This is a genomic window from Bacillus sp. FSL K6-6038 (assembly GCF_038050455.1).
GTDB classification, from domain to species: domain Bacteria; phylum Bacillota; class Bacilli; order Bacillales; family Bacillaceae_G; genus Bacillus_A; species Bacillus_A pseudomycoides.
This window is the reverse complement of record NZ_JBBOUH010000001.1, coordinates 970,832-984,182: the sequence shown is the minus strand read 5'-3', so window position 1 is coordinate 984,182 and position 13,351 is coordinate 970,832. Positions and strand designations below refer to the sequence as shown.

The window sequence follows — 13,351 nt, the reverse complement described above, 5'->3', positions numbered from 1 at the left end:
ATCGTTATCAAGCATATGTCGATGGTGTTACACATATATTATTATGATTCATAAATAAATTCTTCTTTATTTTTTAAAAATTTAACCTCAAAGTTTTTCTCACTAGATAACAATCTTTCAATTAGTGATTTTGTTTCATTGTAGACAGGAGGATTATGAAATGTTCCGTAATGTATTGGGACTAATATTTTTGATTTTAGTATTGTTGCTGCAGATATAGCTTCCTCTGGTCCAAGACATATTGGTTGATTACTAGGAATTATTCCTTTCCCTCTATTAACAATGGCTTGATTTACGGGAAGGAAAGCAATATCAATTGGTCCGTAGGTATTAGCTATATTCCACCAACGGCCATGCCATAAAGTATCTCCGCAGTGAATAAATGTCTGATTACGATCTTTAATTATCCACGATACTTGTTCATCTCCTGCCCCATCGACCGAATACTCTGCAAAAATTTCGAATTCCCCACATTTAATAGTTTCACCAATTTGTAAACCGGTTACCATATTAAACCCGCTTGATTTTACCTCTTCCAGACATGGCTTTGGTACAACTAAATGTATATTTTCCCCAAAATGTTCAAGGATTGATTCAGGATCGAAATGATCAGGATGAAGGTGCGTGATTAAAATCAAATCTGGTTTTTTAAATGCTGAAAAGTCATATATTTTTTCAAGTGGCAAACCTAAAAATTCTTTATTAAATTTAAAAGCAGGGTCAATCATTAAGACATTTTCCTCGTTTTCTAATAATATCCCTGCCCATTGCATCCTTTGAATTCTCATAATTTACTCCTTTTATAAACTAAATTTAATGAAATGCCCTCCGATTTTTAGTTATTTATTTAATAATCTCGGGGGGACAATCTCTTTATAGTTATTCTTTATTTATCTTAAAAATATTGAAATTTGCTCGGCAAACGATTCAGGATATTGAAACAAAAATCCATGTCCTGAATCAGGGTAGATGATTAGTTGAGCGTTCTCAATCTTCTGAGACATAATATAAGAATTGATTGTCGGAATCATAATATCCTTATTTCCGTTAGCGATTAATACAGGTTGTTTTATCTCGTTTAATCGGGGGAATGTCGTATCTTCCTCAGAAGGATTTACCATCCTAATGATAGCTTCTAATTGTGCCTTCATTGTTTCCGAACTAACTAGAGGCGATCGATCTTCTTTTCTCCATGTAAGTCGTTTTAAATATTCACGCCCTAATGACTTACTCGTTTCAGTTTTGTCAAAAAACATGAATAAGAAATCTTCTTCAGTATGAACCGGTCTGGTCATAACTTCAAATACACCTTCTCTGGATCCTTCAATACCTTCTCCTGCACCAGGTCCTGTTGCTGAAAGAATCATACGTCGAACTAGATCTGGTCGATTAAGTGTTACATATTGGGCAATCATTCCACCCATTGAGAAACCTAGTATATCCACTTGTTTTAGTCCAAGTGCTTCAATAAAAGTAATTGCATATTTGGCCATTTCAGGAACTCTATTCGGTGTAACACCTGAAGACAGTCCCACACCAGCGTTATCAAACAGGATAATTGTTCTTTCTTTTGCTATTTCATTAACAAGTGCTGGATCCCAGTCTTCCATTGTACCTCGAAAACGTTGACAAAAAACAAGTGGTACTTCAGATTCCACACCGAATTTACGATACGCGAATCTTATTCCTCCAGCTTCCACATATGATGTTTGAACCGTTTCTGCATTTAATGTACTTAATGATTGATTATTATTCATTTTAATTCTCCTACTTTCATTTATTGTTTTATTTAATGAATACAAAAAACGTATACGTATTTTATTATTTTAAAAGTTCTACTAGATATACAAAATCCTCTTATAATGATCTCTAATTCTGAAAGATGTATTTGCTAAAAGTTTACATAATCATTTTTAAATTTTTCACTTATCAATATTTATTAAAAAACTATTTGAATTTGCGATCGGCCTCGTTAATAGGATAATCATTTCCACTCATATCTCTTCTTTTCATAAGTCCATCTTCACCGAACTCCCAAAATTCGTTACCATGACACCTCATCCATTGACCAGTTTTTTCATCTTGATACTCGTATTCAAATCGTACTCCAATTCGGTTATCGGTGTAACACCATAGTTCTTTCATTAACTTATAGTTAGTTTCTCTTTTGAATTTTTTTGTTAAAAATTTCTTAATTTCTTCTCGGCCTGAAAAAAACTCAGTACGATTACGCCAATTTGAATCAAGAGAGTATCCCATCGAAATACGTTCTGGATCTTGTGAGTTCCATGCATCTTCAGCAAATTTCACTTTTGCTAATGCAGATTCATGTGTAAATGGTGGTCTAATATCTTTGCTCATATTAATTTTCCCCTTCGCTGTAATGATTCGTTATATTAACTAAATCGATAAAGGCTAATTTTGAATCTTTTAAATACCTCCCCTCCGTGTGCATTTTATTATACAGACAGGTCTGTATAATTTCAACCTTTTTGTTAATATATTTTTATATCAACTTTAGTTTAATAACTCGGTAACTTAAATTTCTCTTTAGAGAATTCTCCTTTTGATAATTAACTAAGCAAAAGAACTTAAAGATATACAAGTAGTATTGCGAAAAGAATTTAATCACTAATTAAGCGGATTAATTAATAACATAAGGTTCCAATATCACAGAGATCCAATGGATTTTGAAAATCATTTACATTGTTATCACCTTACATATCCTATTTTTATTATTACCTATGTCTGAATTATGTAGCGAAATCAAATTAAATATATAGTATTATTTGGTTTATTAGGAGAATATTTAAAATATGTAGCTAAAGCACCTAGTAGGGCTGCAAGTGTATTAACAATAAAGACTAAAACCTCTTGTTATTCTAGCCTGGTATATTACAGTAATATTTTCTTTATAAATTTGAATTTCAAAAGGATAAGAGCAATTACATAAGGCATTATATTTTCAATTTACTATTTATATTAACTTGCTTGATGGTATACATACATATATGTATACTATGTTAGAAAGGAAGGTGGAAAAATGAGACAGACCCTGCGATCTCACATTTTAAACGTTGCATCCGAATTATTCAATGATAATGGAATTCAAGCTACAGGGGTAGACAAAATAGTTGCTGAAGCAAATGTCGCAAAAATGACATTATATAAACATTTTCCTTCGAAAGATGATTTAGTTATTGCTTATCTTGAGAAAAGAAATGAAGAGTGGCGATTATCATTAGAACAAACTGTAAATGAAAATGGTAAGACCCCTATAGATAAGTTACTAGCTATTTTTGATTTTTTGGATAATTGGTTTAAAAGTTCTTATTTTAATGGTTGTACTTTTATTAATACGGCTGCGGAATTTAGTCGAATTACCCATCCTTTTCATGAACAATCGATGGAATATAAAAATTTTTTTATACAATATATAATTAGTTTAGTAAAAGATACGGGAATAAAAGAGTATGAGGAAGTTGCAAATATACTTTATTTTATTATTGAGGGTGCGATTGTAACTGAACTTATTCATCGTAAAGGAGATTCTGCATTAAAAGCACGTAGGGGTGCGGAAAGATTAATTCAGAGTTATTTATAAAATTTTAATAATTTTGTATCTGGAAGAGGAGCATGCTGATATTTACTATGCTCCTTTTTGGGGTATGTGAACATGCCCATCAAGCTAAAGTTTTGAAATACCCCCTAAACGAAAATTTTGTGTTTTTTATAGCAACGCAGTTCATTTTTATCATTTTGGGGGCAACCTGTTCTGTTAGGTTGATGTGCATGGGGCGGCACCCCAATATGCTTGGATTAAAATCATTGCAAACAGCTAAAAAAGTGATTGCTGGAATAGAAGTTATGCATATGATCAAAAAAGGACAAACTCCCCAAGGTGAGAAGTCTGTCCAAAAATAGATATATCTTATCCATGATCTCTTTGGTTTAACAACTTAAAATTCAATTCCGCTAGGATCTTTCGTTCTTTTTTCATATCCCACTATTTTTGCACCAGAACCAACAATAGTGAATTAGAATAATGACTTAATACTTGCTAGGACAGTAAGTATACCTATAATAATGACAAATACATTGCTCATTTTCCCTCTGTATTTAGCTAGTACTGGTACTTTACGGATCGCATACATTGGTAATAGACATAAGATAGCAGCAACTAATGGACCGCTAAGGGCATCAATGATTCCAAGAATACTTGGATTTGCATAAGCGACATACCAGCATGTTAATACGACAAAAGTAAGGATCATTGTCTTAACTGTTTTTTCTCCTATATCTTTTCCGCGTGTTTTACTGGACTTGATAATCATGTCACGCATTACCTCATATGCTCCTATATAATGGCCAAGGAAGGACTTTGTTATGGCCATAAAAGCAATGATAGGAGCTGCAATAGTGATTATAGGCGAATTAAGCTCATTAGCAAGATATGATAGGATTGACAAGTTCTCTTTTTTTGCCATTATAAGATCATTTGGAGTCAAACTCAAGGTACTGCTCCAAACAAAGAACATAACAACAACGAATGTCATGATATAACAAACTTTTTGTATTTGAGCACATTTGGCATCAGTAGCTTCTATTCCATAGGTAGCTCTCTGTTTCATAACAAATGACGAAATCATAGGAGAATGATTAAACGAGAATACTATGATTGGTAGTATCATCAATATCGTTCCAAAATATCCTGTTCCTGTTGAAGCAGTAGAAACACTTGAAAAACTAAGCATTGACGTATTCCACTTTGGAATCAAAGATATTGCGATAAAAAGTAGAGAAGCTATGAAAGGGTATACTAGCATGCTCATTATCTTTACAGTGATATCTTGACCAAAATTTAGTATAGCTATAAGACCGAGTACTAATACAAGTGATAAAATGGCCCTTGGAGGCTCCTGCATGTGCAATTGATGCACGATAAAACTACTTGCAGTATTTGTAAGTGCAACCGAATACATCAGCACGATAGTATAAATTGAGACGAAATATACTATGTTAAAAATTATACTTGCCTTATTTCCGAAATACTCTCTTATTGTACCTGTAATCCCCTCATCAGCAGAATTGGAAGCGTATATCATTTTAGCAAGCGCCCTATGTGAGTAATACATAACAGGATATGCAAGTATGGTAATTAACAGTAATGATAATAAACCACCTGAACCTGCATTAATAGGTAAAAAGAGTACTCCTGCTCCAATTGCTGTTCCAAAAAGGCTCAATGCCCAGGTAGTATCCTGTTTATGCCACTTTTTAGGGTCTGGATATTTCTCATTTTTTACTGCAGTATTTTCAGCTTGAAATTCTATTGTTTTTGCAGTATTCCCATTCATATAATAATTCCTCCTTGTATCCTATTCTTACGTCTCTTTTTAAAGCTTAGGAATATAGACCATTCTTGAAAAATGAATTGCTTACAAGATGCTCCACATCGTGTGTCCTTCTTCTAAGTTGATCAAAATCGAAAAATTCGCTAGTCATCAACCCGATGAATTTGTTAGCGTTTACAAAGCATTTTAATTATATAGTAGTATATTTTAATTGTATAGTAGTATATTTTAATTGTATAGTAGTATATTTTAATTGTATAGTAGTATATTTCAATGACAATGGCTCTTAATATACAGACATCCTTAGGAGAACAATAGAGAACAGAATTGTTAACTATTTCACAATATTTCAAATAACCGTTTATTTATTTAATTGTTTCTCTCCAAAAATTTTACTTTTAATGGCAATTCCTGTAGGTGTGGCCGCAATTCCGCCTAAACCTGTCTCTCTTAATTCGCGAGGCATCTGTCTTCCAACTCTATACATCGCTTCAATAACTTCGTCAGCATTGATGATATTGTTTACGCCGGCTAATGCGATGTCCGCTGCTGCTAAAGCATTTGCCGTTCCAATGGCGTTTCTCTTTACACAAGGAATTTCTACCAAACCAGCGACCGGATCACAAACTAAACCGAGTAAATTTTGTAATGCGGTTGAGAAAGCCTCAGAAGATTGCTGTGGCGTTCCTCCAGCAGCTTCTACCGCTGCAGCCGCCGCCATTGCTGAGGCACTGCCTACTTCAGCTTGACATCCTCCGTACGCTCCGGAAATACAAGCGTTATTTGCGACTATCATTCCAAATAAAGATGAAGTGAATAGAAAATGGACCATATCTTCATGACCTAACTGAAACGTATCTTTAATACTAAATAGGACTCCCGGGATTGTCCCACTCGCACCTGCTGTTGGAGTCGCACAAATAGCCCCTAATGAAGCATTTACTTCATTAACACCGATAGCACTTTGAATCCCTAACACCATCAAATCTCCAGAAAGAGTTTTTCCGTTTTCTCGATATTTTTTTATTTTAACAGCATCGCCTCCGGTTAAACCAGTCGGAGAAAATACCCCGTCGCCCTCGATACTTTTATTTATGGCATTTTCCATAGTCGCTAAATTTTTTTCCATTTTACTCCAAACCTCTTCATAAGAAGTTTTAGTTTGTTCGATTTCCTGTTCGATTGCTAATTCATAAATTGGCTTTTGTCTTTTATTAGCTGCATCCACAATTTCTTTTATGGTCATATACATATTTTTTCACCCCTTAATGTAACTAAAGAATAATGATATTAGCTAGACTGCTTAAACTTCCCAATTCCTTCTGAGCATCACCATGCAATAGCGAATCCAAAGCGAATGCATATAAATATTTTCCGCTTTCTTCTAAACTATGAAAGTCGTTAATTTCCACATCATATTGTTTAAAGATCCTGCGTAAGACAAATTCAAAGTCAGCTCTTTCGGAAATCGCAATAATAACTGGCAATGGGCCCTGAAGATCTAAGCTAAATCCGTCAATTTCAACATGTTTGACTTCAATTAATCCGCCGCCGACCGAAATACCCACCGTTCTAATACTTCGATTTTCATCTTCTAAATATACATCTGCCGTATTTGGATGACCAGCAGGACTATCACCTGCCTTTTCAATAAAGGTAATGTCCATGCCTTTAGATTCTGCTATTTTAATAGCATCTGGCACTTTGCTGTCATCGGTAGCAAATCCTAATATTCCAGCAATAATTGCAAAATCAGTTCCGTGTCCTTTATGGGTTTCAGCAAATGATTCATAATACCTTACCACGACTTTTTTTGGAAGACCTTGAAATAATTTATTGGCAACTGCTCCAATAGCTAAAGCACCTGCAGTATGTGAGCTTGAAGGACCTATCATGACCGGCCCAATCACATCAAAACAACTTTTGTATTTAACAACCTTTTTTTCTTTAATAGATGCTACATTCATGTTCATATAAGCACCCCCATAATTTATTATTTTTAATTGCAGTTGAATCTAAGTTATTAGAATGACCAATTCAAAATATGTTCCAGCTTTTATTTTCTGCAATTACATTTGTTCCAAAAATCAGAACAGGTCAATCTATTAAAATGTCAGCTTGAGAAAGAGGTTCAATTGTAATAAAAACTGTATTAGAATTATCACCAAATTTCATTTTCTTAAATGACATGAGGTTTAATATAGAGCTTCCATAACAACCTAAAGCAGCATCAATTGCCATTGGTACCTCTGTCAATCCAATCAGCACTGTTAATACCCTTGAGCTTAATGGTGTCATTTCTATGAAGAATCGCTTTGCAGCCTTATGATTTCTAGATTTACTTAGGTAAAAATCAATTGTGTTTCCTTCAGAATCAACAGCACGATAGAAATACATCCATTGTCCCCTTACCTTTATATACGTTTCATCCACTCTCCATGAATCATTTGTTTGTTTGAGATGACGTCGGATTCTTCTCTCAAACTCCGGTCCATATTGATGGACCCAACGCATAATCGTGGTATGAGCCAAGGATAATCCTCGTTCCTCCATCATCTCTACTACATCACGAAAACTTAAGTTGTACCGCAGGTACCAACGTACTGTTAACAAAATAAGATCTGGCTGATAACGCTTCCATTTTCATATTGAATAAATTTCCCTTCTGATCACACACCTTTCTTAGAGTAATCGTATCAGTATGTCCAATTTTAGAAGATTACTTGCAAGGTCTTTAGAATTTTGCACCAGAACCAGGTTTGATATTTTCTCCAGAGGTAATAGATTATCTCTCGACGCCCTCATTATAACTTGTATATTTATGAATTTAATATTTTTTTATTTTTAGAAAGATTGAATAAATAGAATTTTGAATGGATAATAAATTACACTTGGCATGTAGCAATTGTGTCCATTGTTTGAAGCTGTATTAGTTAGTAGAAAAATAAAAATAACACAGAGTTCCTTTGATTAACACATTGATTATATTGGGAACTCATTATAAAGATACTTATATTTTCCTTTGTTGAAACATCTTATTTTAAACGTGAAAGCTGTTGTAATAAATGATTAATGTAGATGGAAAGGAATAAATTAAGGGAATATAAAATCCTTTCGGGTATTTATTATTCATTTTGCATTTATATACATTTTTCAGAAAAAAGGAACTTCTTTTTGAGGTGCCGCCATATGCCCATCAACTTAAGAAATCCAACTACCCCCAAATGTAAAAAATGTTATTCTTTCTAAATGTAGTGCTTTGAGAAAAAACGATAAATCCTTTACAAAAAATATTCCCTACTTTCTAAACCAAGAGTAGGGAATTATGGCGTTTTAATAGACTTAGGAAGATAAATACGGTTCTGACTACAGATAAGGCTCCTTCCTTAATTTGCGCATTTAAAAAATTACAGAGAATAGACTTTTACAAAAATACCTTTCATCGTACAACAAAATATCTCAATAATCTCATTGAGCAAGATCATCGACACGTGAAGCGCCGTTTCGCTCGTTCCTTAGGATTTCAAAGTCTTCGTCATGCCTCACGTACGATAAAAGGGATAGAAACGCTTCATGCCATATACAAACAAAGACGAAGTCTTCAATCAGACTCCGTCTTTTCGACGAATAACGAATTACAGAATTTATTATCGGTTTCATAAAATTTGACCACAATCTTCCCATGTCTCTATGTGTAAAAAAACTTTGCAACAGACCCGTATTTTCTATTATTTATATGTTATGCAAAAGTTACGGGTGGGGGGATTTATCAAGCCGCAACTTTTAGGTATAATTCTAAGTAAATTGCATATAATGTTATTGAAATCTAGGGAAAGTTGCATAAAAAAGACATCTTCAACTGGGGAAAATGTCTTTTTTGCTGTTCCTTATTAGGCCTCGCCATATCATTTCGAGAATTTCGTACATTTGGACACAATTTAATCCTCTGTTTTTACATCAATATGCTTATTACGCATTATAAAGTAAATTGGAAGGCCTAAAGCCGTTAGTCCTATTCCACATAAGGCTAGTAATGTTTGTGTAAATAATGTATTAAAGACTATAAATAAGCCACCTAATAAAGCTATCGTCGGTACAATCGGGTATAAGGGTACCCTGTAAGGACGTGCAAGTTCTGGCTCTCTTTTACGTAAAATGAATAAAGCTAAAAATGTCATTGTATAGAATATCCATATAACAAATACTAACATATCTGTTAACGTATTAAACCCTCCTATAAGCATCATGATTATTGAAACCAACAAGACAAATATTCCAGAATTATAAGGAACTCTGCTCTTATTAGATAATGTAGCAAACCATTTACTAAAAGGTAGTTTATTTTCTAATGCCATAGCATAAGGAATTCTCATACCTGTCATAATATATCCATTAATTGTACCAAATACAGATATTAAAATACCTATACTAACTAGTTTTCCACCCATTGTACCAAAAAGAATTTTTGCAACCTCAGATGCAGGTGTATCAGTTCCTGCAAGTGCTGTTGCAGACATAACCATTAGGAATGCAATATTAATTAATAAATAAACGACCGTAACAATTGATAATCCTAGTATTATTGCTTTAGGTAGATCTTTTTTGGGATTTTTCATTTCGCCAGCTATATTCCCTACATGTATCCATCCATCATAGGCAAACATGGTTGCAAGTAAGCCAGAACCTAGAGCGGATATAAAAGATTTATCTGGTCCTGCCTCAATTGGGTACAATTGAAAAGTTACATCACCTTTGTGTAGCAAACCAAAAATAATAATAAGAGCTAAAGGAAGTAATTTACCTATAGTGGAAGCGGTTTGGATCCCTCCAGCAGCTTTAGCACCTAAAAAGTTCATAAGAGTTACAAAGGTTGCAGTTATAACAGCAATTCCTACAATCATCATTTTATTTTCATTAGCATTTAATCCAAACAGGTTAACAGTTTGGGTTCCGAAAATAATAGCAAGTGCTGCAATATTTGCTGGAAAGTAAATGACGGTTTGAGCCCAACCTAGTAAAAATGCTGTTAAATTTCCGTAAGTACGTTTTAAATAAGCCATCATACCACCTGTTTCTGGAATAGCAGCCGATAATTCAGCCCCTGTTAATCCTGCACAAACAGTTAATATTCCGCCAATAACCCATGCAAGCAACCCTAAACTGGCTGTACCAGTGATACCATATAATGCAGTTGGTTTAAAAAAAACACCAGCCCCTATTACGGTACCAATAACTGTAGTCAAAGCAGCAAAGAAACCAATTTCTTTTTTTAGTTGTTGTTGTGACATAACAATCACTCCTGTTTTATAAAAATAAACAAAATCTCTAATGAATCGCAGCACTTGGTGTTCTCATATTTAGATATTATCCCTAGTTTTTCACATAATATTTTTAAGCTTAAACTTGAATATCTAATTAAATATATATTTGCCTAGAATTAGGAATAGAAAATGAGTACTAATGACCAAACATATTTGTGAAATACTTCACAAATATGTTTGGTCATGCTTCTAGTAGAGAAGTCTTCATAACACAATTAATACTCAACGCACAGATTTTTAATTTGTATTACATAATGATAAGTTGCTTTAAATTCAGAAGAGATGTTATTCGTGACAAAGTCTAGCACAGACTAAAATGCTATACAATAATAATTTTCAAGATAGAATTTTATTACCGAGCAAATAAATACATTTTGTGAATGATTTCACAAATTGATTGACTTAGGGTTTTGAATCTTGCTATCTTGTAGGGGCAAAACAGCGAGATAAATGAAAAATAGCATGTATACACATAATAAGTTTGGTGTACTTGTCATTTTTCATTTAAATTGTTAGATATATTAATTTCAAAAGGAAGTGTGAGTATGAAAATCGGAGTAGTAAAAGAAATAAAAAAAGGTGAATCTCGTGTGGGAATGACTCCCGAAAATGCTCAAAAATTAGTTGCAGAGGGACATCAAGTCTTGGTACAAAAAGATGCTGGATTAGGATCTGGTTATACTAATGATGAATATACAAATGCAGGTGCAAGCATAGTAACTCAAAAAGAAGCTTGGGACGTCGATATGGTAGTAAAAGTGAAAGAACCACTATCTGCAGAATATCACTACTTTAAAAAAGATCTCATTGTATGGGGATTTTTACATCTAGCAGCTTCTAAAGAGTGCGTTGAAGCAATGAGACAAGCAGGAACTACTGCAATTGCTGGAGAGACAATTAGTGAAGATGGTGTTTTGACTCTGTTAAAGCCCATGAGTGCGATTGCTGGCCGCCGTGCAGTCTTTATGGGAGCTTATTATCTAGAAAAACAACATCAAGGAGAAGGGATTTTATTATCAGGAATTGAGGGTATCCCTGCTGGAAATGTTGTCATTTTAGGTGGAGGAAATGCATCTATTAATGCATGTGATATGGCAATTGGAATTGGTTGCCATGTGACTATTCTAGAATTAAACAAAACACAAATTGCTTATTTAAAAGAAAGATATGTGAATGATTCTGTAGAGGTTATTGAATCCAATACTGAAAACTTAGAAAAGCATATAAAAGAGGCAGACTTATTTATTTCAACTATCTTAATACCAGGAGCTAAACCACCGAAAATTGTAAAAGAATATATGGTTCAATCAATGAAACCTGGCAGTGTTATTGTTGATATTGCAATTGACCAAGGTGGAACAGTTGAAACAGTTGATCACTATACAACACATGATAACCCTATATTTATTAAGCATGATGTAATCCATTATGCTGTACCAAATATGCCTGGTGCCACCCCACGTACTTCGACCATGGCTTTAGCAAATGGAAATATTGAATATTTATTATTAATTGGTAAAGAGGGATTAGAAAATGCAATAAATACTAAACCGGCTTTAGCATCTGGTATAAACATTTATAAAGGTTTTATTACCTATGAGAATTTAGGAAAGACGTTAGAGTTAGATTATAAACCACTGAAAGAAGTGTTACTATGATTAACAAAAATTTACCACTTAACATTGGTGATATAAAAAAGGCTCAACAAATTCTTTCTGGAAATGCACGTAAGACTCCCCTTGTTAAATCATTTTATTTGACGAGTAAAACGGGTGGAGAAATTCATTTGAAGTTAGAAAATATGCAATTAACTGGATCATTTAAGTTTCGTGGTGCATTTAATAAAATTTCAAATTTAACAGATGAAGAAAAAGCACATGGTGTGATTGCTTGTTCAGCTGGGAATCATGCACAAGGTGTTGCATTATCTTCTCATTTACTTGGAATCAAAAGTAAAATTGTTATGCCAATTTCTGCACCACAAGCCAAAGTTGATGCTACCAGAGGATATGGTTCTGAAGTTATTTTACATGGGGATACCTTTGATGATGCTAAGGCTAAATGTGAAGAGATTATACAGGAAACAGGAGAAACATATTTACATCCATACGATGATGTAGAGGTAATGGCTGGCCAAGGAACAATTGGTTTAGATATTCTTGATGATATGTGGGATGTTGATACTGTAATTGTGCCTATTGGTGGTGGAGGTATTATTTCAGGAATTGCAGTTGCACTTAAATCATTTAATCCATCAATTAATATTATTGGTGTTCAAGCTGATAATGTCCATGGAATGAAAGCTTCTTATGATGTTGGAAAAATTGTATCCCATTATGAAGCACCAACAATAGCTGATGGATGTGCTGTTAAAATACCAGGAGACTTAACCTTTGAAATTGTTAAAGAATTAGTGGATGATATTGTAACGGTATCAGAAGAGGAATTAGAAGTAGCCATGAAAGACTTACTACAACGTGGAAAAGCTGTTGTAGAAGGAGCTGGAGCATTAGCTACAGCTGCTCTTCTTGCAGGAAAAGTTGATCAATATACAAAAGGTAAAAAAGTAGTAGCGGTTATTTCAGGTGGAAATGTGGACTTAAAACGCATTTCCAGTGTATGTGAGCATTTCTTTGTTGCGAATGAAGTAAAATAACTCTTTGAATATCTTATAAA

At 33.8% G+C, this 13,351-nt stretch carries 10 protein-coding genes and 3 pseudogenes; 5 read left to right on the top strand and 8 right to left on the bottom strand.

All coding sequences use genetic code 11. The features are described 5' to 3' along the window. Nucleotides 1-41: 41 nt before the first annotated feature. From NSQ40_RS05010 to NSQ40_RS05000, 3 genes are all read right to left on the bottom strand, one after another. The gene (locus NSQ40_RS05010) at nt 42-788 is read right to left on the bottom strand and encodes an MBL fold metallo-hydrolase (protein ID WP_033796691.1); all 747 of its coding nucleotides are present in this window, start codon (nt 786-788) and stop codon (nt 42-44) included. A 102-nt stretch (nt 789-890) separates the two neighbouring features. Next, nucleotides 891-1,757 carry an alpha/beta fold hydrolase gene (locus NSQ40_RS05005; RefSeq protein ID WP_003203875.1) on the bottom strand — a complete coding sequence of 289 codons (867 nt, stop codon included), beginning with the start codon at nt 1,755-1,757 and terminating at the stop codon, nt 891-893. 190 nt (nt 1,758-1,947) lie between these two features. Further along, nucleotides 1,948-2,361 (bottom strand): nuclear transport factor 2 family protein, encoded by a 414-nt coding sequence (locus NSQ40_RS05000; RefSeq protein ID WP_003203873.1) that lies wholly within the window; start codon nt 2,359-2,361, stop codon nt 1,948-1,950. A 682-nt stretch (nt 2,362-3,043) separates the two neighbouring features. On the opposite strand from NSQ40_RS05000, the gene NSQ40_RS04995 reads away from it, so the two are divergent. Then, on the top strand, nt 3,044-3,604 hold the full coding sequence (locus NSQ40_RS04995; protein WP_003203871.1) for a TetR/AcrR family transcriptional regulator: 561 nt from the start codon (nt 3,044-3,046) through the stop codon (nt 3,602-3,604). Between the two features lie 203 nt (nt 3,605-3,807). Next, nucleotides 3,808-3,924 (top strand): annotated as a pseudogene (locus NSQ40_RS04990) (IS6 family transposase); the annotation flags it as partial. Nucleotides 3,925-4,037: 113 nt separating this feature from the next. Here NSQ40_RS04990 and NSQ40_RS04985 read toward each other — a convergent pair. The 4 genes and pseudogenes from NSQ40_RS04985 to NSQ40_RS04970 all read right to left on the bottom strand — a co-directional run. Then, a complete protein-coding gene (locus NSQ40_RS04985) occupies nt 4,038-5,357 on the bottom strand; it encodes an amino acid permease (protein WP_003203867.1) in 1,320 nt (439 codons plus the stop codon). 358 nt (nt 5,358-5,715) lie between these two features. Beyond that, a complete protein-coding gene (gene sdaAA / locus NSQ40_RS04980) occupies nt 5,716-6,606 on the bottom strand; it encodes an L-serine ammonia-lyase, iron-sulfur-dependent, subunit alpha (RefSeq protein ID WP_018767864.1) in 891 nt (296 codons plus the stop codon). Nucleotides 6,607-6,628: 22 nt separating this feature from the next. Continuing rightward, complete coding sequence (sdaAB, locus tag NSQ40_RS04975) at nt 6,629-7,327, bottom strand: L-serine ammonia-lyase, iron-sulfur-dependent subunit beta (protein ID WP_041488799.1); 699 nt, start codon at nt 7,325-7,327, stop codon at nt 6,629-6,631. Nucleotides 7,328-7,451: 124 nt separating this feature from the next. Further along, a pseudogene (locus NSQ40_RS04970) lies at nt 7,452-7,997 on the bottom strand (IS6 family transposase); the annotation flags it as partial. Between the two features lie 713 nt (nt 7,998-8,710). Between NSQ40_RS04970 and NSQ40_RS04965 the strand changes: the two are divergent. After that, nucleotides 8,711-9,016 (top strand): annotated as a pseudogene (locus tag NSQ40_RS04965) (DDE-type integrase/transposase/recombinase); the annotation flags it as partial. Nucleotides 9,017-9,292: 276 nt separating this feature from the next. Here the strand turns inward: NSQ40_RS04965 and NSQ40_RS04960 are convergent. Then, on the bottom strand, nt 9,293-10,642 hold the full coding sequence (locus NSQ40_RS04960) for an APC family permease (protein ID WP_018783600.1): 1,350 nt from the start codon (nt 10,640-10,642) through the stop codon (nt 9,293-9,295). A 578-nt stretch (nt 10,643-11,220) separates the two neighbouring features. Between NSQ40_RS04960 and ald the strand changes: the two genes are divergently transcribed. Then, nucleotides 11,221-12,333, top strand: coding sequence for an alanine dehydrogenase (gene ald / locus NSQ40_RS04955; protein WP_098928488.1), 1,113 nt, complete (start codon nt 11,221-11,223; stop codon nt 12,331-12,333). After that, nucleotides 12,330-13,331, top strand: coding sequence for a bifunctional threonine ammonia-lyase/L-serine ammonia-lyase TdcB (tdcB, locus tag NSQ40_RS04950; RefSeq protein WP_018767858.1), 1,002 nt, complete (start codon nt 12,330-12,332; stop codon nt 13,329-13,331). The genes ald and tdcB overlap by 4 nt, the downstream gene beginning before the upstream one ends. Nucleotides 13,332-13,351 lie beyond the last annotated feature (20 nt).

What these genes read in the sequence shown, in the direction of transcription:
- NSQ40_RS05010 (WP_033796691.1), bottom strand. Translation starts at nt 788, where the DNA reads ATGAGAATTCAAAGGATGCAATGGGCAGGGATATTATTAGAAAACGAG.
- sdaAA (WP_018767864.1), bottom strand. Translation starts at nt 6,606, where the DNA reads ATGTATATGACCATAAAAGAAATTGTGGATGCAGCTAATAAAAGACAA.
- NSQ40_RS05005 (WP_003203875.1), bottom strand. Translation starts at nt 1,757, where the DNA reads ATGAATAATAATCAATCATTAAGTACATTAAATGCAGAAACGGTTCAA.
- sdaAB (WP_041488799.1), bottom strand. Translation starts at nt 7,327, where the DNA reads ATGAACATGAATGTAGCATCTATTAAAGAAAAAAAGGTTGTTAAATAC.
- tdcB (WP_018767858.1), top strand. Translation starts at nt 12,330, where the DNA reads ATGATTAACAAAAATTTACCACTTAACATTGGTGATATAAAAAAGGCT.
- NSQ40_RS04960 (WP_018783600.1), bottom strand. Translation starts at nt 10,642, where the DNA reads ATGTCACAACAACAACTAAAAAAAGAAATTGGTTTCTTTGCTGCTTTG.
- NSQ40_RS04995 (WP_003203871.1), top strand. Translation starts at nt 3,044, where the DNA reads ATGAGACAGACCCTGCGATCTCACATTTTAAACGTTGCATCCGAATTA.
- NSQ40_RS04985 (WP_003203867.1), bottom strand. Translation starts at nt 5,357, where the DNA reads ATGAATGGGAATACTGCAAAAACAATAGAATTTCAAGCTGAAAATACT.
- ald (WP_098928488.1), top strand. Translation starts at nt 11,221, where the DNA reads ATGAAAATCGGAGTAGTAAAAGAAATAAAAAAAGGTGAATCTCGTGTG.
- NSQ40_RS05000 (WP_003203873.1), bottom strand. Translation starts at nt 2,361, where the DNA reads ATGAGCAAAGATATTAGACCACCATTTACACATGAATCTGCATTAGCA.